This is a genomic window from Photorhabdus aballayi (assembly GCF_026153155.1).
GTDB classification, from domain to species: Bacteria; Pseudomonadota; Gammaproteobacteria; order Enterobacterales; family Enterobacteriaceae; genus Photorhabdus; species Photorhabdus luminescens.
Map to the genome: position 1 here is coordinate 1 of NZ_JAPFCD010000038.1, position 24,115 is coordinate 24,115.

The 24,115-nt window shown below is 40.8% G+C and carries 20 protein-coding genes and 1 pseudogene; 10 read left to right on the top strand and 11 right to left on the bottom strand.

What is annotated here, in order from left to right; all coding sequences use genetic code 11:
- The 10 genes and pseudogenes from OO184_RS17130 to OO184_RS17175 form a co-directional block, all read left to right on the top strand.
- Positions 1-531 (top strand): annotated as a pseudogene (locus OO184_RS17130) (type VI secretion system tip protein VgrG); the annotation flags it as partial.
- 3 nt (positions 532-534) lie between these two features.
- On the top strand, positions 535-1,893 hold the full coding sequence (locus tag OO184_RS17135; RefSeq protein ID WP_265380209.1) for a VRR-NUC domain-containing protein: 1,359 nt from the start codon (positions 535-537) through the stop codon (positions 1,891-1,893).
- A gap of 14 nt (positions 1,894-1,907) precedes the next feature.
- A complete protein-coding gene (locus OO184_RS17140) occupies positions 1,908-3,059 on the top strand; it encodes a DUF3396 domain-containing protein (protein ID WP_265380210.1) in 1,152 nt (383 codons plus the stop codon).
- 3 nt (positions 3,060-3,062) lie between these two features.
- Positions 3,063-3,335 carry a PAAR domain-containing protein gene (locus OO184_RS17145; protein ID WP_265380211.1) on the top strand — a complete coding sequence of 91 codons (273 nt, stop codon included), beginning with the start codon at positions 3,063-3,065 and terminating at the stop codon, positions 3,333-3,335.
- An 867-nt stretch (positions 3,336-4,202) separates the two neighbouring features.
- Entirely contained in the window at positions 4,203-5,603 is a 1,401-nt protein-coding gene (locus OO184_RS17155; RefSeq protein WP_265380212.1) for a condensation domain-containing protein, read from the top strand.
- A gap of 60 nt (positions 5,604-5,663) precedes the next feature.
- Entirely contained in the window at positions 5,664-5,783 is a 120-nt protein-coding gene (locus OO184_RS25275) for a hypothetical protein (protein WP_376712576.1), read from the top strand.
- A gap of 96 nt (positions 5,784-5,879) precedes the next feature.
- Entirely contained in the window at positions 5,880-7,628 is a 1,749-nt protein-coding gene (locus OO184_RS17160; protein ID WP_265380213.1) for an aminotransferase class III-fold pyridoxal phosphate-dependent enzyme, read from the top strand.
- A gap of 129 nt (positions 7,629-7,757) precedes the next feature.
- Positions 7,758-8,246 (top strand): hypothetical protein, encoded by a 489-nt coding sequence (locus tag OO184_RS17165; RefSeq protein WP_265380214.1) that lies wholly within the window; start codon positions 7,758-7,760, stop codon positions 8,244-8,246.
- Positions 8,247-8,341: 95 nt separating this feature from the next.
- On the top strand, positions 8,342-9,208 hold the full coding sequence (locus OO184_RS17170) for a beta/alpha barrel domain-containing protein (protein WP_265380215.1): 867 nt from the start codon (positions 8,342-8,344) through the stop codon (positions 9,206-9,208).
- A gap of 17 nt (positions 9,209-9,225) precedes the next feature.
- Positions 9,226-9,975, top strand: coding sequence for a creatininase family protein (locus tag OO184_RS17175; RefSeq protein WP_265380216.1), 750 nt, complete (start codon positions 9,226-9,228; stop codon positions 9,973-9,975).
- A 252-nt stretch (positions 9,976-10,227) separates the two neighbouring features.
- On the opposite strand, the gene OO184_RS17180 is transcribed toward OO184_RS17175, so the two are convergent.
- The 11 genes from OO184_RS17180 to sbcD form a co-directional block, all read right to left on the bottom strand.
- A complete protein-coding gene (locus tag OO184_RS17180; protein ID WP_088375005.1) occupies positions 10,228-10,530 on the bottom strand; it encodes an addiction module antidote protein in 303 nt (100 codons plus the stop codon).
- Positions 10,527-10,826 (bottom strand): type II toxin-antitoxin system RelE/ParE family toxin, encoded by a 300-nt coding sequence (locus OO184_RS17185; protein ID WP_265380217.1) that lies wholly within the window; start codon positions 10,824-10,826, stop codon positions 10,527-10,529. Before OO184_RS17185 ends, OO184_RS17180 begins: the two co-directional genes overlap by 4 nt.
- Before the next feature lie 1,342 nt (positions 10,827-12,168).
- Positions 12,169-12,957, bottom strand: a complete 789-nt coding sequence (locus OO184_RS17190; protein WP_265380218.1) for an SDR family oxidoreductase — start codon at positions 12,955-12,957, stop codon at positions 12,169-12,171.
- A 27-nt stretch (positions 12,958-12,984) separates the two neighbouring features.
- Complete coding sequence (locus OO184_RS17195) at positions 12,985-14,166, bottom strand: multidrug effflux MFS transporter (protein ID WP_265380219.1); 1,182 nt, start codon at positions 14,164-14,166, stop codon at positions 12,985-12,987.
- A 13-nt stretch (positions 14,167-14,179) separates the two neighbouring features.
- Entirely contained in the window at positions 14,180-15,925 is a 1,746-nt protein-coding gene (locus tag OO184_RS17200; RefSeq protein WP_265380220.1) for a thiamine pyrophosphate-binding protein, read from the bottom strand.
- A 3-nt stretch (positions 15,926-15,928) separates the two neighbouring features.
- Positions 15,929-16,381, bottom strand: coding sequence for a phytanoyl-CoA dioxygenase family protein (locus tag OO184_RS17205; protein ID WP_265380221.1), 453 nt, complete (start codon positions 16,379-16,381; stop codon positions 15,929-15,931).
- A 47-nt stretch (positions 16,382-16,428) separates the two neighbouring features.
- Entirely contained in the window at positions 16,429-16,833 is a 405-nt protein-coding gene (locus OO184_RS17210) for a phytanoyl-CoA dioxygenase family protein (protein WP_265380222.1), read from the bottom strand.
- Between the two features lie 19 nt (positions 16,834-16,852).
- Complete coding sequence (gene aroA, locus OO184_RS17215; protein ID WP_265380223.1) at positions 16,853-18,202, bottom strand: 3-phosphoshikimate 1-carboxyvinyltransferase; 1,350 nt, start codon at positions 18,200-18,202, stop codon at positions 16,853-16,855.
- Positions 18,203-18,812: 610 nt separating this feature from the next.
- Positions 18,813-18,944 (bottom strand): Tn3 family transposase, encoded by a 132-nt coding sequence (locus OO184_RS25280; protein ID WP_376712575.1) that lies wholly within the window; start codon positions 18,942-18,944, stop codon positions 18,813-18,815.
- 137 nt (positions 18,945-19,081) lie between these two features.
- Entirely contained in the window at positions 19,082-22,768 is a 3,687-nt protein-coding gene (locus tag OO184_RS17220; protein ID WP_265380224.1) for an AAA family ATPase, read from the bottom strand.
- Positions 22,765-24,000: an exonuclease subunit SbcD gene (gene sbcD, locus OO184_RS17225; protein WP_265380225.1), complete on the bottom strand. Its 1,236-nt coding sequence runs from the start codon at positions 23,998-24,000 to the stop codon at positions 22,765-22,767. The genes OO184_RS17220 and sbcD overlap by 4 nt, the downstream gene beginning before the upstream one ends.
- Between the last annotated feature and the right edge of the window lie 115 nt (positions 24,001-24,115).

The following is a 24,115-nucleotide window of genomic DNA, read 5'->3' on the forward strand; positions in this document are numbered from 1 at the left end:
CAGACGCTTGAAGTGGGTCAAAATCAGACGGTGACGATTAAAGGTCAGCAAGCCGTTTCCATTGGTAAAAGTCATCAACTGAACATCGCCGATAACCAGCAAATTACCGTGGGTAAACATATCACGGTGCACTCTGAAAGCGGGCAAATCATCATTGGGAACGCAGGCGGGCAGATAGTCATTGACCCGATAGGCAATATCCGTATCGAAGGGGCCAGCATCACTATGAATGACCATGTTACCGGAAGAAAATCCGCCGATGCGCTGTTTGATTACTCCGCCCGCTATACCCTGCTCAGTGAACAGAGCGGTAAACCACTGGCGCATACCCCCTATACCATTACCACCGCTGGCGGCCAGACCCTTTCCGGTAAAACCGATGGGCTGGGCAGAACCGTGACGGTACAGAGTGAGGCAGAAGAAAATCTGCAACTGAGTTCACCAGAAGCCCCACCGAAACCGAAGCAAACCTTATACCGTGCCAGCGGTAACACGCAGATAGAGTATGTGATGGAATTTACGGAGAAATAAAGTATGGCGATATCCAACAGCAGTAAGATGTGCCCGGCCGTGACCTCAATTAACTGTACGATGGAAATAGGGGTCTTTCCCGCCGATGAAGATCCCTGTTATCTGGCGGAAAAAGCTGAGTATGCTCTGCGTTTGCCCGCAATGATTATCACCAAGCTAGGCGCTATTCGCTTTCTTAATCAAATTATTATGAGTGGATTGATTAAGGTTGAAGAACTTAAACATGACTTTTTATGGCCTTATAAAGCAGAAGTGGTGTTTGCTATTAGAGGAGAGCAGGATGTCCCTTTACCCATGCTGGCGTCCAGTCAAGACTCTAAGCAACGTTATGGTGGTAATTTGCCGCAATCCAGTAATCCGTTCGTCCGGCCTGCTGCCGAAGATGCAGAGAAATTTGGGGTTGTTGGTATCCGTCGCCCCGATATTATTCTGGTTAAAGATGAGTCTCTCCGCTGGCCGGGCAGAAATGCCACCTACTTCGATGGTTCTGTGCACCCTGATAATCTAAAGATGTTGATTGAGGTGAAATTTCCGGGGGATAAGCTTAGTGAAGATCAAGAAATAGATTACATCCAAATTGCGACCGAAGATCGCTTTGGTGTAATGCGCGTCGATGATAATCGCACTGAGGAGCAAAAACAGTATGATGAAGCGTGGCGAAAACATTATCAACCCGGTTCCCAACACTATAAAAACCCCATCCCACTGGCCCCGCTGCCGCCCGGTTCACCGCCTGATGATAAAGCTTTACCCATCCCTCCCGAAGAGGGAGTACCGGGTACCATTTCACAACCTCTAATAAAAAATTTGCCGCTTGTCAGTACCTCCCCGTGGTCTTTCTTACCGAGCTATGAAGACTGGGTTATCCTCGGACAGGAAGTAGCTGGCCTGACAGAACAGGGACTAGATTATATCCGTAATAGTACCCGCAAACTCCTTGCTCAGTTTGGAGCATGGCTCAATCAAGCCGGCAAGTGGGTGTGTGAAGAGATTATTGATCCGGTCACTCATCAAGTCAGCTACGCGTTTTCCTGGGTCAGTGAACAAACGGGGAAAATCGTGACCTGGACGGAGAGTGAGATAAAAGCCCAGTGGCAGATTGTACAAGAGGACTCAGATATCACCCTGGAAGAGCTAAAAAACATTAGCTGGATGCAGATATTAAAAGAGGTGGGTGAAGGCATGCTGGAAGTAGTGGTGATTGTTGCCGGTGTTGCCGTTGTTATCTTGGTCACCCTTGCCGTCGCTGCTGCGCTGATTGCACTGGTGGAAATTTTAGCTGCCGCCGCCGCAGTCAGCGCCGCAGCATTAGCAGCCGTCCTGGCAATATTGGCGAGTGTGACATTCGCCACCGCTTCATAATTAACGGAGAGAATATGGATACTTCAGATTACTTTACCCAGTTGAGATCACAACTGACCTCTTTTCTTTTTCTCAATGCCGATGAACTGACTGTTTCCCGCCTGGGTCTCTCGATTACCCTGTTTTTTAAACAGGGTTATACTCAGGAGAAAAAACAGCGCATTCTGGCTTGTTATCGTCGTTTTCGCGAAGAGTTCGGTACTCACTTGCGTTTTCATAGTCATTCATTAAAGGGGTTAAGCAAATATTCACCGGAAAATATTATTAAGATAGAGGAAGGTATTCTCGCCACGAAAAAAAACCAGCTCTGTGGTTGGGTTGTTAGTAATGCTAAAAATGAAAATGAGGCACCTAATTATCTGATGCGTTATCTGGATTCCCGAGAAATTGATGGTGACGATGGTAGCTCTTACCTGAGTCTGGTGCTGCCCTGGGATTATCTGAAAGAACAAGAGGGCATGACCCGATTTATGGCCTGGCTGGATTTTCTGTGTGAACAACTCGAACCGGACAGTGGGGACTGTGGTTATTGTCTGGTGCTGCCCAGAGATTACCATGACTACTTTCCCTTAGAATACCAGCTAGCGCAACGTTACCCTGCGTTGCAGGTTAATTCTGCGGTTCATACAGCAAAATTACAGTATGGACATTCCATCCGTGGCATTAACTGGATCACCCTGCTGTCCAAACGCTTTGTAAACCGACTGGGTGGGGAATTCTGGATACGCCATATGCTGGCCCGCCACCGCTACCCGGATGTGGTGATTACGCCTTACTCCGATGGTCTGATGATCCGGGCTGGTCAATACCCGGACTTAACACCGCTACCGGGCAGTGTCCCGGAGAGTTATTTTGCCATTAACCAACTGATACGCCCAATACGGGTGATACCTCGTGAAGGCCATTCATTGCACTTCTATGGTGAAGGTCATTTTAATTCAACTTCTACCCTAGCCTGGTATGCCCGTTATGACCGGGGACCGCTGCAAGTGACACCTTTGAGAAGTAACCATCCGGCACTGGTCAGCGGGATCTGGCAAACCGATAGTTTGCCGGGTCGGCAGTACTTCTTTGCTCAGGGTGCGATGGCTTTTGATGTTGAAGGCGCAGAGACGGGCACAACCGTATGGCATTTAATACGAGAAACGGAAAATATAACGGAGTAAATCATGCGAAGTGTAGTGGAAGGAAAAAAAATTATCCTTAAAGGTGATACCACAACGACCGGAGGCGATGTTTTAAATGGTTCTGGTTTGGTAAACCAGCAACTATCGGTTGCCTGTAAAGGTGATCCGGTGTTTTGTCCCGTTTGTAAACAAACCGGCGCTATTGCGGAAGGTTCTAACTTGTTCAATATACAAGGAATACCTGTTGCGCTGGAGGGACACCTTGTTAATTGTGGTTGCCCGACCGGAGCTTGTCGATTAAAGGTACGGTCATAAATATCAAATTCCAAAGCTCTTAATTAAAATACCCACAAAATCAGAGCAGGTTTTTAACTGTGATTAAAAAATTATTTTTTTAACTTATGATTTTGCAGGCTGTTTCAATGCACAAACAGGTAAAGTCACGTATGTCAGTGGAGTAAGAAAGAATTCTGATTTATTTATCACCCTGTTAAAGGAAATGAATCTCCAATATCACCGTGCAGAAAATATCACGTTGATTTTAGATAACGATGGTATTTATAAAAACCGGAAAGTGAGGGTATGGTTAAAGCAAAACGTTAACTAAATTACTTATTTGATAGTAATAATGTATTAATTATTTTGGTCCAGCTCAAATATCTGGATTGATTCGTGGAGGTTTCTTTTTTTATTGCTACTTTTAAAATCGTCACTGTATTTTTAGTACCTTAGTAAATGACGTTAATTATCATTCCATGCGGGGTAGCCGGGTTATCAATTCCCGATGATGAGGCTCAAGAGATACCATTGAGCATAGATATAAATCTATGCCGATACAATGGAGGTGACTATTTCTTCCAGGCCGGATTGCCATCTACAGATTTTACCCCCTCATTTAATGGATCTTTGGTTAGAGATGATTGGAGAACTTGGAATTGAACAGCCGTTTTTCTCTGGTTATTAATAGCATATCCCACCGTTTTCCGCCTTTTATGGTTGCATAAGTAGAGCGCTGCCGTTCTTGGGATCTTGATCGTTGATGAGAGGTTGAAAAGTTGAAATGCTATTTCTGACGGGCTGTTAACTGATGGAGTAACACTAAGCACAAACGTTGCCTTCTCTGTAACGAGGCTCTTAGCTAGAGGGGGATACTGTTTAAGTATTTATGGAGATTGGCGCATTATGTATAAAGATTGCCCACAGATTAGTGATGAAGAATTGTTGTCCATGCAGCAAAGAGATTTATGGTTCATTGACAATTATACCCCTGGCGATTCCAAATATAATATTTCTATGGCATTCCGTATTCACGGATCGTTTCAAATCGATGCTTTTCGCTATGCAGTCAACCGGCTCGTTTCCAGGAATGCCGCCTTGAGAAGCACTTTCGTTAATGTGAATGGCGAACCAAGGTTGGTCATTAACGAACACTTGCTACCAGAATTGGAAGTTTTCGATGCAACGACCTTGAACCGAGAAGCGCTTGAAGATGCAGTTCAGAACTTTCATTCCATCCCTTTTCAATTAGAAAAAGCGTCGTGTTTGCGTTTCGGTATCTACGTCGTTAGTGCGGAAGAATACGTTTTACATATGTGTGTTCACCATATTGTGTCGGATTTTACTTCACTGGGGCTAATGTTGGATCAACTTGAACGCTATTATCTGGCTGAACTTGGCGAAGATGACGATTCCTGGTTACCGCCCGCTGAGGATTTCAAGGATTATGTAGTCAAAGAACGAGAATATTACCAAAGTGAAAGGGCGGAGAAATCGAAAGCTTATTGGAGTGAATGTTTAAAACAGCCGCCGGCAGTGTTGCAATGGGATAGTTTTTGGCGCAAAGGCCCTAATGACAAGTCATCCATTCTGTTTAGTATTGGTGAAGAGACAACCAGAAAAATCAAACGGCTTGCTTCAGAAATACGTGGATCGATCTTTACGGTCATGTTAGCTGCATGGAGTGCTTACATTGCCAGAGAGACAAAGGCTGCCGATATCGCTATGGGGGTGACGGTGTCGATGCGTCACTCGGCTCATCAGCACATTATTGGCTGTTTGTTTAATATGTTGCCCATCCGTTTATCCGTCGAGCAGACATTTCACCACTTCCTATTGGCAGCGAAGGAGCGATTGTTATCGGCCCTTGATAATCGAAATTTTTGCCTCAGCCAAATGGCCGAACACTTGGCTGTAGAACAATATGCTGATCGTAACCCATTATTTCAGGCGGCGGTAAATATGTTAGGGCAGGTGGGGCAATCGCGTTGGGTGGCGCTGGAGATGGCTGACGATTCTGTTCAGGCATCATGGGCGGGACAGACTATTTCCCCATTCAGGGTTTGTCAGCAGGAAGGCTGGTTTGATATTGAACTGTTGTTTGTGGATGCCGGTTCCCACTTAAGATGTGAGTTTAAAGCGAATAAACATTTTTTCTCACATTTAGGCCTTCAGATATTTGCAGAGCGCTTCAAACAAGCGGTTGAAATGCTGATGGCAGATCCTAATGAAGAGATTAATACTTTGTTGGCGCCAAAATCAGAAGTTGCGGATAACCAACCCAAGTGCGATGTCAGAAAATGTTGAATGCAAGAGAAGAGTATTGAAGGAGAATAAGGGAACAAGATATTTGATAATACGATTGCCATCATTGGCGTAACTTGTCGATTACCGGTGGTGAATAGCTTAGATGTGTTATGGGAGAATCTTGTTGCTGGCCGATTCCTATTCTCGACCAGGTTATTTTTACCAGAGCGAATATCGTAAACGGCTCTCGCTTCCAACTTATCCATTTGAAAGAACGGCAATCTGAGCTGTAAAACCGGTAGAGATCGTCTTCATTTTGAGGAAAGTGAGGTTGATATGAGTAATATTGAAATTATTCAGAGAGAAATAATCTCTATTTTTGCAGAGACATTTTGTTTACCGAAACAAGAGATAAAACTGGAAATACCATTAGTTGAATTGGGGACGGAATTACCCCTATTATTCAAAGCATTGGAGTCCATCGACAAACGATTTGGTATAAAACTTTCAGTACGGCAATTTTTCGCAGAATTACAAACGGTTCGTCAACTCAGTGAATATATCTTGATAGCGGATAAAAACAATGTTGTGGAAGATAGCCATGCAGTAATACAGCCCCAACCTGTCTTGGCTGATAAAGAAAAAAGGCTTGATAAACCTGATACGCCAAATATTCCACCGGCTAAGCAAGAAAGCTTTTTTCAATGGATGTCGAGAAGTGCGCTACCGATTGAATCTGAGGAGAGAAAAAAATATCTGTCTTCATTCATACCTAAATATAACGAGCGAACGATTAAATCAAAAACGCATTCGGTAGCGGTACGTAAAAATATTGCCGATAGCCGTTCTGGGATTGGCTTTAAACCTTCCATAAAAGAGCTACTTTATCCGATTGTCTGCACCAAGTTTGCCGGGCCTATCGTCCAGGATATTGATGGTAATGATTACATTGATATGACAATGGGGTTCGGTGTGCATCTGTTTGGTCATAGCCCACCCTTTGTAGTTAAAGCGCTTACTCAGCAAATAGACAACGGTTTTGGTTTGGGAGCCGGGCATGAGATAGGCTTAGAAGTGGCTGAACTTATCAAGGAGATTACTGGCATGGATCGCGTTGCTTTTGTCAATAGTGGAACGGAAGCCGTGATGAATGCGGTTCGGGCCGCGCGGGCGCTTACTCGTCGTAATCATATTGTGCTTTTTTCTAGCAGTTACCACGGGCATTGGGACGCCGTACTGGCGAGAGCCAGTGAATATGATGAAGCTAATACGACAAAACCTGTTTCAGTGGGCATACCTGAAAATATGGTTGCGGATGTTTCGGTGTTTGAGTTTGGTTCCAATGAAGCCATTGAGTTTCTCAAAACCAATAGCACCGATATCGCCGCGGTGTTGGTCGAGCCGGTACCAACTCGTGACCCAGGACTAAGCAATCCAGATTACTTGCGACGTTTGAGTCAAGTGACCAGAGAATTAGATATTCTGCTGATATTTGACGAAATTGTGACAGGTTTCAGAACCCATCCAGTGGGTATCCAAGGATTATTCGGCATTGAAGCGGATATTGTGACCTATGGCAAAACGATAGGTGGTGGAATGCCATTGGGCGTCATTACTGGTAGGAAAAATATGCTTGATTCGATTGACGGTGGAAACTGGAATTTCAACGATGATAGCTTCCCCGCAGCGGAGCCGACATTCTTTGGTGGGACCTATTTTCAACATCCGCTTTGCATGGCCGCTGCGAAGGCCACTTTGCTGGAGATCAAGAGGAGAGGACAATCTTTTACCAACGCATTGACTCGGCGTACTGAATGGTTTGTTTCACGTTTGAATCAACTGTTCTTAAGTCGCCGGGTTCCCATCGAAGTAAGATCGTTTTCCTCATTTTTTAGATTAATCCATCGCGACAACATGGATTTGCTTTACTACAACCTGTTGATGAGAGGAGTTTATATCTGGGAATGGCGTTGCTGGTTTATCTCTGATGCACATGATGACACGCATCTGGAAAAAGTTTATTTGGCATTTGTAGATAGCTTGGATGAACTTGAGGAAAACAACCTGCTTCCTCGATATAGCTAGATCAAACTGGCCTATTGTGAGCGATAACTTATTGAATTACCAAGCATCCTATCCTCTGGCTGTGCTGAATTCGGTGCTCTGAAACGACGGCTCATAGTCTGTTGGGTAAAGAAAATTAAGGAGAGCGTTATGTCGTTGGCAAATAAAAGCGTTTTCATCGGTGGGCCGATCCAATCCGCAATTTACGATGGCGGTTTTCATGAAGAGTTGAGAATGACCATCCAACTGGCGGTTAAGACGGTGGAGACACTGAATGGCAGGGTATTTTCGGCACATTTGACCGAGAAATTTGGCATTGATACACCCCATTATACGCCGGAGATGGTATCGAAACGGGATTTCCAATGGATGCAGCAGTGTGATTTTTTCATGCCTATTCTTCCTGTTCTTCAAGGTGATGAATTACTGCGTACTGACGGTACACATATTGAACTTGGTTGGGCTTCCGCCCTGAAACGGCCCGTCTTGTTGATCACTCAACTACCGATTGTGCGTGGTGGTAGTCATTTATTAAAGGGATTGGAGCATATTTGCAATTTGTCGAAATTGGATATTCAAGATTTTCGTCGAAATCCGGGGCAAATTGGTGAAATTTTCAGGAACTTTGCAGTTGGGTAACTATTGAGCGTCTTTTTAGGATATACCGCCTCTCTATTGAATTGAAAGGCGGGTTAATAGCAAGTTTGCTTGAATGGGTAATTTGTGGAGTTAGGATGAAAAATCAAGTTGTTGAATCATATGATGTTTTAGGTATGAAGATAAAAAATCCAATTATTGTTGGATCGGGTCTGCTTTCTGATCAAGCTAAAAATATTCGTCAGTTTATCGCTCATGGCGCGGGAGCTGTTGTGACGAAAACGATTTACCCGCGTTCAGAAAAATTGCATATAGAAAAGACCTATTTGTTCAGTACAGGGATGTTGAACAATACGACGTATTCGAAGAAAAGCGTTGATTATTGGTTAACACTTCTCCGCGAATTTAAGGAGGAACAGCTTCCGGTGATAGTTTCTATCCATGCTGAATCGCCTGAGGCGTTAGCTTCATTGGCTGTTCGTATCTCGGAAGTGACCGATGCTCCTTTGGAGTTAGGCATTTCATGCTTGCATGCGGACGACTTCACGGAAGATACACCTGAACGTGTATTCAACTACACCAAAGCGGTGAAGGAGCGAACGGATACCCCTTTTGCAGTCAAACTTTCGCTTGGCGATAATTTGTATGGGCGTGTTCAAGCTGCGGTAGAAGCGGGGGCTGATGCGATAACGTTGAGCGATACCATTTCGGGAATTGCATTCGATACAGAGAATGGCGAAGCGCTGCTTAATGGGGTTTGCGGATACTCTGGACCGGGGATCAAACCAATGGTGCTTGCTGCTATTTATAACCTGCGTAAGCGAGGGGTGACGATTCCAATACTTGGATCGGGAGGCGTACAGGATGGTAATGATGTTCATGAATACATGCTAGCAGGCGCAAATACAGTGCAAGTTTATACCGCCTTACATCGGCATATGTATAAAACATTGCAGCGCATTGTTCATGAATATACGCAAGTCATGACGTCAGAAAAAGTATGAGGAAAATGGATAACATCATGAATAATAATAAAATTAGAGAATTTGCGGAACTGACCAGTGAGCAGGTTTTATCCGCGGTTGAAGGTAAAACGTTGATATGGCCGATTGGCGGGATTGAGCAGCATGGGCCTCATCTGCCATTGAATGTGGATTCAGTGATCCCGGAAGCTTTCGCACGGGTGCTGGCGGAGGATATTAATGGCTTCACCTTGCCGGTACAGCCGGTGTCTGCCAGATCATTGCCGCAGAGTGGGGGTGGGCTTGAATTTCCTGGTACGATTTACCTGGATGGATCAACATTTACCGCTTATATCAACCGAACAATTAAGAGCTTGTGTTCATTACCCTTTAAACAACTGGTGATCATTAATGGTCATTTTGAAAATGAAGGTTTTATTTTCGAAGCGGTAGACGCATTACGGGCGGAGGGACATTTTAACGATCGTTCCGTTATCGTATTTAGCTGGTGGAGTTTGGTCTCTGAGGATTGGACTCGTGAACATTTAGTTGATTTTCCCGGTTGGCACGCTGAGCATGCAGGGTTAACAGAAACGAGTTTAATGTTGCATTTGCGTCCTGATTTAGTGAGAGCAGAGCGACCTGATCATGATAAACCGCCACGCGCTGGGATTTATCAAGTGCCGATTAAAAAAGAATTTTCAACGAGAGGCGTTCTTTCTAAAACATCCGGTTCAAGTGCGGAAATAGGCGAACTCATTTTCGAGCATGTCAGACAGCAAATATTGGAACTGATTACTGCGGATTAATCAGTCGTCATATCGCGGTGTTTTTTCGGTTTTGCCCTAGCTATAGGGAAAAGATTTATCGCTTTTATATTATACAAATGCGCCTTAAAACCTCGTCTTTCAGGGGAAGGTTAATAAGGCGCAGTTTTCTGTATACCCGCGTTGCTAATATTTGCTGCGACGACTTGTATAAAGTCATCATGACAATCAGAAAAAAACACGCCATGATTATCATTGAAGATCTACATGTGACCAATATGTTAAAGCTTAGATTTAAATATTAACGTTAGTGGATTGTAACTCAAATCTTAATCCAAGCGCTTTTACTATTTTCAAAATAGTTGTAAAAGTTGGATTTCCTTTTCCTGATAAGGCTTTATATAATCCTTCCCTGCTTATGCCCACTTCTTTTGCAAGCTGGCTCATATTTCTGGCTTTGGCAATATCTCCCAATGCAGATAATATTAGGGTTGGATTATCTTCTTTCATTACCTCCTCTAAATACAGTTGGATATCTTCTTCTGTTTTCAGGTGTTCCGCAATTTCATAGTTGCTGATTTCGATCCCTTTTTTCATAAATACCTCTCAATTTCTTTAATAATTTTCTTTGCTTGTTGTATATCTTTTGACTGTGTGCTTTTATCACCCCCACACAATAATATAATTAATTGTTCTCCATGTGAGGTAATGTAAATCCGATACCCTTTTCCCTCATCAATCCTTAATTCAGATATTCCTTCTCCGACTGGTTTTACATCACCGAAGTTACCAAACTGCAATCGCTTAATCCTGACCTGTATTTTTGCTTTTGCTCTGGTATCTTTCAATTTATCTATCCATTGGTTAAAAATACTTGTGCTTTTAATTTCCATTTTTATCCCCATCTATACTTTGATTATAGGTATAAAACACAGTTGTGTCAACTTTAGTTAACATTTTTATTTTTAAACAGCTTTCCGATTTTAAACTAATTATGCTCTTGTGTTTGTAGTATCAGATAGTCAGGAAGGGATCGTGATTTTAAAAGTGAAATGATATCTGGATAAATTATAAATAAAGAGAAATCTTACCCTAAGATTGGATATGTTTTATCTGTATGTGATAAAGCAGGTATTAATAAAAGCCATTTTTTATTTGTCAGTGTGGTTTTAAAATCGGGAAAAAAGTGGCAAGCGTATTATGAAAAAACAAGTGAAAAGTTTAATCATCAAACGTAACAAGAAGTAGTTAAGGTTCTTTTTCAGCGGATAAAAAATTCGATGCTATATTGGCATTGAAAGAGAAAAAATCAAGAAAAGCAGATTTTAAGTTTATTTTACATGGCTGTAAGAAATTTACGTAAAATCAGAGATAATCGTTAAAGAAAGCAGATGAACTTTTAGGTTAACCAGATTAACAGCATTAAAGATGGTTAAAGAAATATGCTTTTATTTTAATGCTAGTAATGCACCATTTACTCTCTGTTTTTTAAGGATAGAAAAGGAACATAGAATTATTAAAGTAAAAATGAAAAAAACAAGTATCAGTTTAATAAAAATAGGATTGTTAAATACGAAATGGAAAATAGAATTATTTACCTGTTACAGGCTTTATTTATCATCTTTTTAACATGGTTCAGCTTATCTTTTTACTTGCATTTTCACGTCTGGATAATTGCAAGCTGCTTTCTATCGGTGATTAGTTAGCTAAGGATTGAAAAAATAGGTGCTTCATTAATGCCAGATTTTAAAGAAATACAGAGTGGTTAAAAACGGCTGACTCTCTGTTATATTTAATACATTTATCGGCGATGTTATCCTCCGATTATTTTACCTTTATCTAACCTGATACAATTATTTAAAAGTGATAATACGAAGCTATTAAAGATTTTATATGACTAACAAGTGGGTGTTAAAATTATTTTTCATTATTATTTTACGAATAAAACTATAAAAATGACGTAATAAAAAATAGGTAAAACGGTTGTGTGTTACCAGCGTTCTCAATTGCGGCGCAGCATTTCAGTGAATGCCATTTTCATTATGAACTGTGACTGATTTTTTGCTCAGGCACACCGAGGTGCCTGTCACAATTTCACGTTCACTGTTCTGAAAACTCACGACATCATTTAGGTGAAATCCTTCATGCTTTGTATTATTCGCTGCCGTTGTAACATATTTATGCAACTGGAAAAGCAATCATATAGCTTCATGGTAATTGAATTTTTCAGACCCTCTAAAAGACACCGGGATAAGCACCCCCGTCGATAAGAATATTTTGTCCTGTTATATAACCGGCATGGGTACTACATAAAAATGCACAGTAGGCTCCAAATTCTTCTGGAATTCCGAATCTTCCTGCGGGAATTTTCTGGCTACGTTGCATTGCCATATTTTCCGGTGAATCACCACATCTTAATGCTTTTTGTTTAAATGTTTGTCTCAGGCGCTGCGTCTCAAATGCTCCGGGTAATAGATTGTTTATAGTGACATTATTTCTCATTAATAAATGAGATTTTGCCAAACCACTAACGAAAGTTGTTAGCCCTCCTCGTGCTCCATTTGATAATCCCAACTCATTTTGAGGTGCTTTAACTGTACCAGAAGTAATATTGATGATGCGCCCAAAACTACGGTCAGCCATTTTATTGATCACTGCTTGGATCAGGGTTATTGGTGTAAGCATATTGGTGTTAATTGCCTGATACCATATATCATGACTCCATTCAGAAAAATGACCTGTTGGCGGCCCTCCTGCATTTGTGATCAGGATATCCACCATAGGTGAAGCTGTTAATACTGCCTTTTGTGTCTCCGGTTGAGTTATATCACCCGATATCCATCTTATCGACACGGCTGAATTTATCTCTTGCAACTGTAGCGCTGCCATTTCCAATTGTTCAGTTCGTCGTGCATTAATAACAACATTTACACCTTCTGCAACTAACGCCGCTGCGCAAGCAAAGCCCAGACCCTCGCTGGCTGCACATATAACAGCCCAACGCCCCGTTATTTTAAGATCCATATTCTCTCCATATATGTTCTACAAATGTCAGTTTTCTGTTTCAGACACCCAGTACTGGGTACAAACTATTAAAATGAAACAAATCAGAGCAAGAGCAAAAAGTCCCCACATCAAGCCAGTCGCAGTCGTTGTATGACCACTGGAGAAAAACCATAATACAATAGCTGCCCCGGCCATTTTGAGCGCCCCTTGTAAAGCGCTACCCGTTCCTGATAGTTCAGGATGACCATGTAAACTTATCCCGAGTAATAAAGGGGAAGATAGCCCACACCCCAACCCTATCGCAAAACTATAAATAATGATGAAGCCAATTGATAATATCTGAGTGAGGTGAATAAAAATGAGCGCTATCACTGTGAATGACAGTAATAATGGCAAAGATATTTTAAGAATATGTTCAGGTGGAGCGTGTGATAATCCTTTTTTTGTTAACAATGAACCTATTACAATTCCAGCAGAATAGATTATAAATAGATATCCGTTCTGTGATGATGATAACCCAAATTGGGTCTGGAATACGAAAGGACTAGCAGTAAAATAACCAATCGTAATGGCAAATAAGACAGCAGAGACAACACTGTATACAACAAAATTAACATCTGATAATAAAATTCGAAAACCAGCCAGTCTACCATTGCTATTTGGTCTCATCGGAGATGTTTCCGGCAGTGTCATTTTGACAAAAATCGCGCCTAACAACATCATGATGGCTAGCGCGATAAAATTAAATTTCCACGGCAGATACTCAGTGATATAGCCTCCAATAATAGGGGCAAAAGCAGGAGAAACTTGTGATGCCATAGAAAAAATTGCCAGTGATTTTGATAATTCCGTTTTATCCCTAAAAGTATCACTGAGAATTGCTCTGCTAATAACTGGGCATCCACCTGCGCCAATGCCCGTCAGTAGTCTGAATAATGAGAGTGTGTGAAATGATTCTGCGGTAGAAGTTAGATAGTTACCAACAGCAGAAAATAATAAGGAAAATATGATTACAGGAATACGCCCGTATTTATCAGAAAGTGGGCCATAAAAAATCTGAGATACTGCAAAACCAAGGAGATAATAAACAACCAAGCTCTGTGCCTGATTGTCTGTTATTGAGAGCGCCATTTTTATAATGGGAAGTGCTGGATTATAGAGGTCGATAGAAAACAATCCGAGTACTAAGATAACGCACGAGTTGATGATAATTAGTTTTGATTTCATGCCATTGCTCCTTTCATACAAGAGGGAGTGTTTTTATGCGTCCGTTGTATTCCTTATTTGGCGTAGCGTGTTGGCTATCACATTTGATTTCAATCAAAAAAGGGGTGTTTTGCTGCATAATCCCGACTAGGCACTCCTGTAATTGTTCAGGAGAATTCACGCAAAAGCTATTTACCCCTAATCCCTTAGCCAGTTGACACCAATCATAATTAGGAATTTTCGTTAGATCTGCTCTGTTATCTTTATTATTAAAGTAGCTTGCGGCATAAGAAGCATTGTTGAAGACAATAAAAAGTATATTACGATGGTATTTTGATGCAGTGGATAATTCCATTCCCTGCATTAACATACAACCATCACCTGTGATCACCATACATTTCCTGTCTGGTGCTGCGAAGCTAGCGCCTATTCCGGCAGGAATACTCCAGCCCATAGGCCCGAGTGTCGTAGCGGATAAGTATGCTTCAGGTCTGCGGGCGACCCAATAATGACCAAAGAATGAACGATGCGCACCAGAGTCTACACTGACAATTCCATTTTCTGGAAAATGTTCTTGGAGAATATTGATATAGGATGCGGGGTGTCTTTTTGCATCACCTGTTGCACTAAAATCAATAGGAAAATATTTGGGAACGGTACTGAGGTCTTTTACCCATTTTTCCCGTGTTAGGCATCCAGCTATGAGCGTGTTATGGTAGTACTCGCCAAGAGTCTCTAGAAAAGCACTACTATTTGCAGTAATTCCACAAGTAATATCAAGGTATTTACCAAGATATTCAGGATTTGTATCAACCTGAATAGTTCTACCAGAAAGTTGCAATTCTGGAGACCAGAGCATTGTACTCCATTGGGTTGTATCTACCCCCAATAAAATAATGCCCTCCAATCCCGGATCTTTAAATGCTTCAATAGCTCTGGGACTACCTGAATAACCATAAATACCGAGCGACAGAGGATGATCCTCTGGAAATATCCCCTTACCACTAAGTGTTGTTGCTACTGGAAAATGATACTTTTCTGCAAATGCTAACAACATATCAGCAGTTTCAGATGTTTTACTACGTAACCCCGCGAGAATAATGCAATTATGATTTTTATTTATGAATTGTTCAAGTTTAGGTGAGCATATTTTATTAATATCTACTGGGCGATTTTTCCAGGAATCAGAAACAGTTGAACTAATATCGGGGCGGCTTCCATCATATTCATTCAAAATTTCCTTACTTACTCCCAGATACACTGGACCTCTTTCAACTCCTTTCATTGCCCTGAGTGATTCTCTCAGAAACCGACTGATTGATTGACCCGCTTTAGCTTCAAATGTTGCGCGAGTTACTGGAGAAAAAATCACTTGTTGATTAATCCCAGATTGGGTACTGTCCTGTAAAACATTGTGCATTTCCATTGTTGATGAAATTTGTCCAGCTAAAAGTAAAACAGGGAAATTATCTGTATAGGCAGAAGCTATACCTGTCAGAGTATTCGTAACACCGGGACCACCAATGACCAGACATATACCAAAATTGTCAGAGACACGGGCATATCCTTCTGCCATATAAGCGGCCCCCGTTTCACAGGCGGTAACTACTGGGGCAGGAAAAACATCTAATACTGAATCATTATCTTTCGGGTAACATTTCATGAATGCATTTATGAGTTTGCCTGGCACCATGAAGAGATGAGACGCACCTAGCTGGCGTAGTTGCCTCAATATATAAGATGCTCCACTTTCTTTCTGCTTATAATCTAAATATGTCATAGTTCATAGCCCTATAAAGTGTATATTTTGTGTTTTCATTATTTTTAATGAATCTTGATGAAATGAGTCCGGGTATCGAACATTAGGCATATCTGTAAAATAAGGTTTCGGACTTTTGGGTAAATAATCGGAAACATGCATACTATGTTGTGCACGATCCCGAAGATATTGTAGGTATAGTTCATTATGTTGCTCTGATGCAGAAACTGTCCACTGTAACGCTAATTTTGTGTTGTCAGGCACTTTATCAGGATAAGTACTTCTGTGAGTTATTCTATTATCCCAAAGAACAAGATCACCAGCCTTACTCATGATCACTTTTTCGTATGCTTGCGGAGTATTTAGCATATTCTTCACAGTGGTTTGATTCAGTCGATGAGAAAAAGGGATTAATGTTATTCCTCCTCCATAATCAGGATCATTATCCTGCAAATATATATACCCGTCATCTTTCAAGTTGCCTCTTTGTTGGCTGCACTCACTCACCCCGGTCACATAGTTATCTATGCTCCCGGGGATTCGCTCCTTTGCCGTCGCGATGCATCTTGAAATCCATTGGGTATAGCACATTGCATAAATTGCAATGGTGCATCTGGATTGATTACCTCATTCGATAAAAAATACGCATCATTGTGCCAAGGAATATAAACACTTTCCCTAATAGTAAAATTAGGAAATAAAGCAAAAGATTTTCCAAAAATTTCTTTGATAACTGTGATTGATTTATCATTCAAAATAGCATGAAATACTTCAGTGTTTTTTAATATATCTGTTGGTAAAAGAGTAGAAAGATTATTTATTTTGGATGTTTTTTTATAAAAAGACCTGATAATTTCAATTTCTTCTTTTCCTATTGCTTCAGGTATTACAACATAACCCATTTCGTGCATTTTTTTCTTGATATTCATATTTATAACTCTATCTAAATTAATAAACTGATTCTGATTGGAAAATTATTTCTTCGAACGTAATACCAAGTTGCTCAAACTCTTTAAAGAAAGAAGGGAATGAACAATGAACATCTTCATAACCATCAATAAAATTGGCTTGTTGGCAACGTAATGATGCTACAAATAAGGACATAAAAATACGATGATCCCCCCAACTGGAAAGCCTGCAATTTCCTGAATAGGATGGTGCTCCATGAATTTCAAAACCATCATAAACACCATTTATAATCAAAGGCCGAATGTTGACACCCAACTTTTGTAATTCTTGTACCATTGCTTTTATTCTTGGTGATTTGTGAAGGCGGGTAATAGATCCTCCAGTAACTCTGAAACAACCATCGACATACATTCCTATTGAAGCCAGCGTAGGTACAATATTAGGGCAATTACTAACATCAAACTCATAACATCCAGTTAATGAACCTTTTCTATTAATCAACCTGATTTCATTTTCCTGATCATTTCTAATAACATTCAATCCCATTTCTTCAACAAATGTCAGAATAGCCTGCTCACCTTGCAAGCTTTTGCTGTTGATATTTTTTAGTTTAAGGTCACATGGAAATAAAGTTGCGGCGGCAACCAAGTAAGAACACGAAGTATAATCACCGGTTATTGTATATTCAGCAGGATTATATTCACCAGGAAATACCGTAATTTTGGAAAAATTTTCATTATGCTGGAATTTGATGCCAGCTATAGTGAGAATCTCTAGTGTTTGCTGAATATATGATAATGATAAGATCTCTCCTTTGATTTTTATTGTAGTACTTTTTTTAGCAAGGGGAGCTGTGAAAAGAATTGCTGTAATAAATTGAGAACTAATATTTCCTTCGATTTCACATTCACCGCCAATATACCCTCCCCAATTTATAAAAGGTGCTTTTCCGTTCATATGAACACTGGAGATATTTCCCCCTAAATCAGCAAGTGCATTCAATAAAGGTTTCATGACACGTGTTCTGAGAGTAGCATCACCAGAAATTACAGATGGTGTATCGCTATGACAAGCTAAAGCAGTTATTACACGAAAGACTAATCCCGAACCGATAGCATCAATAACATTATTATTAGGTATAATTTTCCCACCAGTGCCATATATAATTAATCGACTAGGCTCTTCAATAATTTTTGCTCCAATACTACGGCATGCCTCCTTCATTGTGGCTGTTTCTGAACAACGCAAATCATTATTTATAATTGATTTTCCATCAGACAAACTGGCAGCTAAAATCGCGCGTTGGGTTTCTGGTTTCGATGACGGTATATAGGCAGAATGAAGTATATAGCTAGATGGACTAACTGCTAGGTATTTTACTAAAGACATAAGCTTTCCTTTTATTTTTTACTAATATACCCGTTATCTTTCAAGTTGCCTCTTTGTTGGCTGCACTCACTCACCCCGGTCACATAGTTATCTATGCTCCCGGGGATTCGCTCCCTTGCCGTCGCGATGCATCTTGAAATCCATTGGGTATATAATAAGTAAATAACTCTTTGATTTAATGATTTCATGATTCACATTTATGTGAAATTCAATAACAAACCTGTTTATAGATTTCTACCAGTTTGTTTTTTATAGCATTATTGCGTTTATCACTTATTTATTATTATGTAAATTTTAATAATTCTATTTAATAACTATTAAGTCATTCTTATATGATATTTAGTAAAATATATTTTTTCCAATTTCTTTTAGTTATCGGGTGATAACTATCTTTTATCAGCAAGTAAATTATTTAATTTAATTTAACATACAAAAAACATCAAAATTTATAAAATGTAGTTAACTAACATATATATAGAATTAATTTTAATTAAAATTTATATTCATATAAACCATTCAGAATAAGGATAATATAAATATATTTTTATTATTACGATTGAATACTATCTTTGTATCCAGTGCAAAAGTCCTCGAAAATCATAAGTCAGGACTATTCATCGTTCCAAATGATTATCAGAGTGTACAGAGAGAGTCCTCGGCCTTTACCCAGATATTTTCTGGAGTAACGAGACTGGAGGGTACTGTCCGTTGTAGAGAATTTTTGCCCATTGGCATCAGCCAATATCTTATTATCGATGAGATCTCATCCGAAATTACCTTCCCGCCTTATTTTGGCGGGAGTGCTCTTTCTAAGGAAAAAATGGCGATATTCAGTTCACTTTGGGAATACTGTTTATTGTTTTCTGCTATTGTCTTCCGCTATTGCTTATCATAACGAAACTCAGGTGAGAGTTTACTTATCCCAAGCCCATTAATTTTTTTAACCTTAATTTGTACGGGTATCCGTTCTTTCATGGCTTCAATGTGGCTGATAACACCAATGGTTTTACCGGAAGCGTTTAAATGATCCAGCGCGTCAAGAGCAATATCAAGGGTTTCTTGATCAAGTGTGCCAAAGCCTTCATCTAGGAATAATGAATCAATACTGGTTTTATTGCTGACTAAATCAGATAGCGCTAAAGCCAAGGCAAGGCTGACCAGAAAACTTTCACCACCAGAAAGCGTTTTGGTATCACGAATAGCATCGGCTTGCCAGGTATCAACCACTTGCAGCTCAAGACCATCACTGTTTTTACGTTGCAAATCGTAGCGTCCGTGCAATTTTTTCAGCCGTTGATTGGCGAGATGAACCAAATGATCCAAGGTTAATCCTTGAGCAAAGCGACGGAATTTAGCGCCATCAGCCGAACCGATCAGGTTATTAAGATAACTCCAGTCATCATAATTTTGTCGGCAATGGCTGATCTCTTCCAATAAGGATTTTTGCTGTTGACGGCGTATTGCATCATTACCAAGTAGGTTTTTCAGTTCTCCTTGTTGTAAGGTGTTTCTTTTTAGCTCATCAATGAGGCTTTCCAACTGTTTAGTCAGTTGGAATTTTGTATATTGATCAAGTAACTCAGGACGATTTTTACGGTGTTGTTGCAGGGCTTCCGATGCTTTCTGGCATAGGACGTTGGCTTGTATCTGCTGTTGTTCAAGCTGTTCTTTCAGTTGTCGTAATTCCTTACGTTGCTCTGGTGATAACAGTGCCGCTTCAAGGGTATGCTGATCGGTAAAGGGGCTTTTTGCTAACGCAACATTGAAGTTTTGTTCTGCTTGCTGTTTTTGTTGTTCAGATTGGTGACAGTTTTTTTCTGTCTCATAAACGGCGCCGGTTAGTTGATTGATGCTGGATTGCGCTTGTTGCAGATGTGACAGTGACTGTTCGTATATTTCCTCCAGCTTTTGAGATTGTTGTTGTAATGCCTGAGTGATTTCCGTAACAGATTGTTCACCAAATAGTTGTTGGCGCTGTTGTTGTGTCTCTGTGAGTTGCTGTGCCTGTTGTTGTACTGTTTGATTAAGCCCATTTAAGCGGGATACATATTCTTCTTTCTGTTTATGCAATGATTCAATCTGATTTTGGATAACCGCTTCTTCTTTTTGGATCTGTTGCCAATTTTCATGGCAGTTTTGATATACCTGCCACTCTTTTCTACGTTGTTGTAGCCAGTTTTCACTTTCATTCAGCATTGGCAGTGATAAATCATATTGCTGTAATTCTGACGTCATTTTTTCGATGACATCCGTTAGTTTACGCTGCTGCTGTTGTATCTCTGGTTGCAGTTCAGATAAGTGTTTTTTCTGTGTATTGTATTGATGTTTACTAAGTTCAATATTTTTCTCAATTTCTTTAATGTGTTCTTGATGAGCGGCCAGTGTTTTTTCTGTTTTCTGGTACGTTTTTTCTGTTAGTTCAAGTTCGGTTAATTGAGTCTGGCAAAGCTGATAAGCAGATTGGTTTTGTTGCACAAATAGTTCAAGGGCAGGTTTATCCGAAAGAGAAATTTCAATCTGTAACATTGCGCAGGTTTCCTGCCATTGTTGAATTAATATATTCAATCGTGGCTCAGCATCAGCAATTTCTTGCAAAATATGGTCGTGTTGTTGCTGTTGGAACTCTTTTTTATTAACCAATGATATTTTGGTGGCTTGTAATTCATCGAATTGCAGACGTAAATCTTTTAACCGTTGTTCTGATTTTGGCAGTTCAATATTTTGATAAGCCTGAATTGCAGGATGATGTTCAGAACCGCACAGTGGGCAAGGGGAGCCTTCCTTGAGTTGTGCCCGTTCTTTTTCCAGGCTGACAATCTTTTGTTCTAACTGAATACGTTGAGTAAGATCGGCTAAATGTTGCTGTTTGTCTGAGAGTTGTTTATCAATGGATTCAATTTGAGCAGGAAGTTCCTTTAATAATTTTTCCGGTTGTTGTAAGCGAATATGATGACTGGTAATAGCGGCTTGTAATTGTAATATTTGCGGCGACAGGATTTCCAGTTTATGTTGCAGTGGTAGCTGTTCCTGATATTGAGTTAATTGTTTTTTTAATTTCTCCGGCGAATATTGCTTTTGCAGAGTAAAAAATTGTTGTTTAGCCTGCTTAAATGCCAGTTCCAGCGGTTGGTTATTTTCAATCTGTTGTTTTAAGTCTTCTCCTTGTTTGTTCAGATTATTGTTAAGTTGCGCGATTTCAGTGGTGAGCTCGCCAACTTTTTGCATTTGGTGATCAATTTGTTGTTGCTGTTCTTGCCGCCAAGAGAATTGGTGTTGCCAAAAAGCCAGTTTTTCACCGAAATATTGATGATAAGGTTGTTGTTCGAAATAGTTTTCCAGTTGTTTTCTTTGATTGGTGAATGATAGGGCGCGCTGGTTTGCTGTGTCATATTGCTGACAACGGTTTTCAAGTGTGGTTTTCTGTTCGCTGATTTGTTGCTGAGTAAGATTAAGCTCTTTAGTCTGCACTGCAATTTGATGATCTAATGGAATCACCTGTTCTGTTATCAGCTTTTCTTGTTGTTGCCGGTGTTGTTGATGCTTTGCTCTGGCAGAGTCTGCATGAGTCACGTTTTGCTGTATCGGCGTGAGCGTCTGTTGTTGTTGGTGAAGTTGCTGATGCATCTCTGCCAACTGTTTGCTGATTCTCTGATGTTCATATTGCGTTCGGTTTTTATCATCCAGCAATGGGCGCAGTGTTTCTGCGGGTTCACTGCTAGCCAGTTTTTGCAGTTGCGGTTCTGCATGAGTCAGCGCTTTTTCTGCCTGCTGTAAGGCAGTGTTGTTTTCAGTAACAAGTTGCTCAAGTTCTTCCTCACGTGTCAGCCATTGTGCCGAATGTTGCAATGTTTTTATCTGCTGGTTGAGTTGTGATTCCGCATGGGTGAGTTGTTGCTGTTGTTCCAGATATTGTTGATGCTGCTCTGCTGTTAGCAAATCAATGGCGGATGCTTTGGCTTGCAGAATATCCAGCTCTGACTGTGCTTGTTTATGTTGTTGGTAAATTTGTTGGGATAAAATGCCGTAAATTTCAGTGCCGGTTAACTCTTCCAATAAATCAGCCCGTTCGTTTGGCTGAGCATTAAGGAAAGCAGCGAAATCTCCTTGGGATAGCAATATGGATTTGGTGAAACGGCCGTAATCTAATCCAGTAATTTCAATGATTTTCTCTTTTTTATCTTGGATTTTATCGGCCAGAATTTTACCACTGCGGCTAAGAGCGAGTTCCACTTTAGGGGCTTGCAGATTGCCATTCGGTTGATTACGCGCTCGCCGTTGGCTCCAGAAAGCACGGTAAGCGACACCTTTCACTTCAAACTCAACTTCGGCTAGTGATTCTGAGGTGTGTCGGGTCATTAACTCATTTTGTGAGGTAGAAATCGTCAAGCGTGGTGTTTCGTGATAAAGCGCAAGGCAAATAGCATCCAATAAGGTCGTTTTACCCGCACCGGTAGGGCCGGTTATGGCGAACAGGCCATTACTGGCAAACGGCTCTGCTGTGAAGTCAATTTTCCATTCACCTTGTAATGAATTAATGTTTTTTAGCCGTAGACTCAAAATCTTCATGCCTGTTCCTCCTTGTTTTTAGCCTGATAGATATCGTTCAGTGTTTGTTCGAAAAGAGTGGTCAGACGTTTTTTATGCTCTTCATCTTCGAGTGACGATTGTGCAAGCCGTCGGGCAAAAACCTCATTTACGCTAAGTTCTGTCAGCGTTTCTCTGTTTTCTTGTGCGAGCCTGTTTTGCTGCTGCGTTTTACTACGTCGTAGCAGAATGACTTCCACAGGAAGTTCTGCAACCATTGATTGAACCCTTTTCTGGATATCATGGAGGTAATCTTGGGTGGCAACTTCAATATCCAACCAGACGGGTTGCTCTCCTTGGTAGTTATTAAAAGTTTGTAACTGTTGTTCAATTTGTTGCAGGTTGCCCTTGATAAGTTGCATAGGCTGGTATTGCGGAATGGGTAAAAGCTTAATAGATGCCAGTTTATCCTGGGTAAATTCCACCAAACAGACGCTTTTTTCTTGCCCGATTTCATCGAAACTAAGAGGAATAGGGGAGCCGCTGTAGCGAATATGTTCAGATTTAGCCACTATTTGTGGCCGGTGAATATGCCCAAGCGCAATATAGTCTACTGGCGGGAAAGCTTGCGCCGGGAAGGCATCCAATGTACCAATATAAATATCCCGCACTGAATCTGTAACCGTGGCGCCAATGGTCGTCAGATGCCCGGTCGCAATAATAGGTAAGGGCAAATTCAAGTCATCACGTAATTTACACGCTTGCTGATAGAGTCGATGATAATGTTCTGCAATGGCTTCTTGTAATACGAGTTGTTTCTGTTCTCCTGACTGACCGGCCAGGCTGATCGTAATATCCCTTGGCCGCAGAAAAGGGATTGCACAAAGAATTGCACCGGTATTGCCTTGTTTGGTGGTGAGTACTTTTATCTGTTTTTGTGGATCTTTTTCTGCGTGAGCAATAACGGCAGTATTCAGGCAGGAAAGGAGCTCTTTTGATTCATTTAATGTCGCTACTGAATCATGGTTGCCGCCAAGGATAATTAACTGGCAACCGGTCGGTTGTAGCTCAACGACAAAGCGATTATATAGCTCACGGGCGTAACTAGGCGGTGAGCCGGTATCAAATACATCTCCGGCAACAATTAGTGCATCGACCTGATAATGTTCAACCTGTTTAATCAGCCAGCGCAGAAAATGTTGATGTTCGGCAGCCCGGCTTTTTGTAAAAAAATATTGGCCAAGATGCCAGTCCGAAGTGTGAATAATACGCATAGTTTCGCCGTCATTGGTTAAAGTGAAGCATGATTATAATCGCTGTATTCTCGATGTCGCTTTTAAATCTGATTTCGTGAATATATCTTCGAACGGCTTCGCATTCATTATGAAA

What these genes read in the sequence shown, in the direction of transcription:
- OO184_RS17185 (WP_265380217.1), bottom strand. Translation starts at nt 10,826, where the DNA reads ATGGAAATTAAAAGCACAAGTATTTTTAACCAATGGATAGATAAATTG.
- OO184_RS17210 (WP_265380222.1), bottom strand. Translation starts at nt 16,833, where the DNA reads ATGAATATCAAGAAAAAAATGCACGAAATGGGTTATGTTGTAATACCT.
- OO184_RS17140 (WP_265380210.1), top strand. Translation starts at nt 1,908, where the DNA reads ATGGATACTTCAGATTACTTTACCCAGTTGAGATCACAACTGACCTCT.
- OO184_RS17190 (WP_265380218.1), bottom strand. Translation starts at nt 12,957, where the DNA reads ATGGATCTTAAAATAACGGGGCGTTGGGCTGTTATATGTGCAGCCAGC.
- OO184_RS17145 (WP_265380211.1), top strand. Translation starts at nt 3,063, where the DNA reads ATGCGAAGTGTAGTGGAAGGAAAAAAAATTATCCTTAAAGGTGATACC.
- OO184_RS17155 (WP_265380212.1), top strand. Translation starts at nt 4,203, where the DNA reads ATGTATAAAGATTGCCCACAGATTAGTGATGAAGAATTGTTGTCCATG.
- OO184_RS17175 (WP_265380216.1), top strand. Translation starts at nt 9,226, where the DNA reads ATGAATAATAATAAAATTAGAGAATTTGCGGAACTGACCAGTGAGCAG.
- OO184_RS17165 (WP_265380214.1), top strand. Translation starts at nt 7,758, where the DNA reads ATGTCGTTGGCAAATAAAAGCGTTTTCATCGGTGGGCCGATCCAATCC.
- OO184_RS17220 (WP_265380224.1), bottom strand. Translation starts at nt 22,768, where the DNA reads ATGAAGATTTTGAGTCTACGGCTAAAAAACATTAATTCATTACAAGGT.
- OO184_RS17160 (WP_265380213.1), top strand. Translation starts at nt 5,880, where the DNA reads ATGAGTAATATTGAAATTATTCAGAGAGAAATAATCTCTATTTTTGCA.
- OO184_RS17135 (WP_265380209.1), top strand. Translation starts at nt 535, where the DNA reads ATGGCGATATCCAACAGCAGTAAGATGTGCCCGGCCGTGACCTCAATT.
- OO184_RS17170 (WP_265380215.1), top strand. Translation starts at nt 8,342, where the DNA reads ATGAAAAATCAAGTTGTTGAATCATATGATGTTTTAGGTATGAAGATA.
- OO184_RS17195 (WP_265380219.1), bottom strand. Translation starts at nt 14,166, where the DNA reads ATGAAATCAAAACTAATTATCATCAACTCGTGCGTTATCTTAGTACTC.
- aroA (WP_265380223.1), bottom strand. Translation starts at nt 18,202, where the DNA reads ATGTCTTTAGTAAAATACCTAGCAGTTAGTCCATCTAGCTATATACTT.
- OO184_RS17180 (WP_088375005.1), bottom strand. Translation starts at nt 10,530, where the DNA reads ATGAAAAAAGGGATCGAAATCAGCAACTATGAAATTGCGGAACACCTG.
- sbcD (WP_265380225.1), bottom strand. Translation starts at nt 24,000, where the DNA reads ATGCGTATTATTCACACTTCGGACTGGCATCTTGGCCAATATTTTTTT.
- OO184_RS17200 (WP_265380220.1), bottom strand. Translation starts at nt 15,925, where the DNA reads ATGACATATTTAGATTATAAGCAGAAAGAAAGTGGAGCATCTTATATA.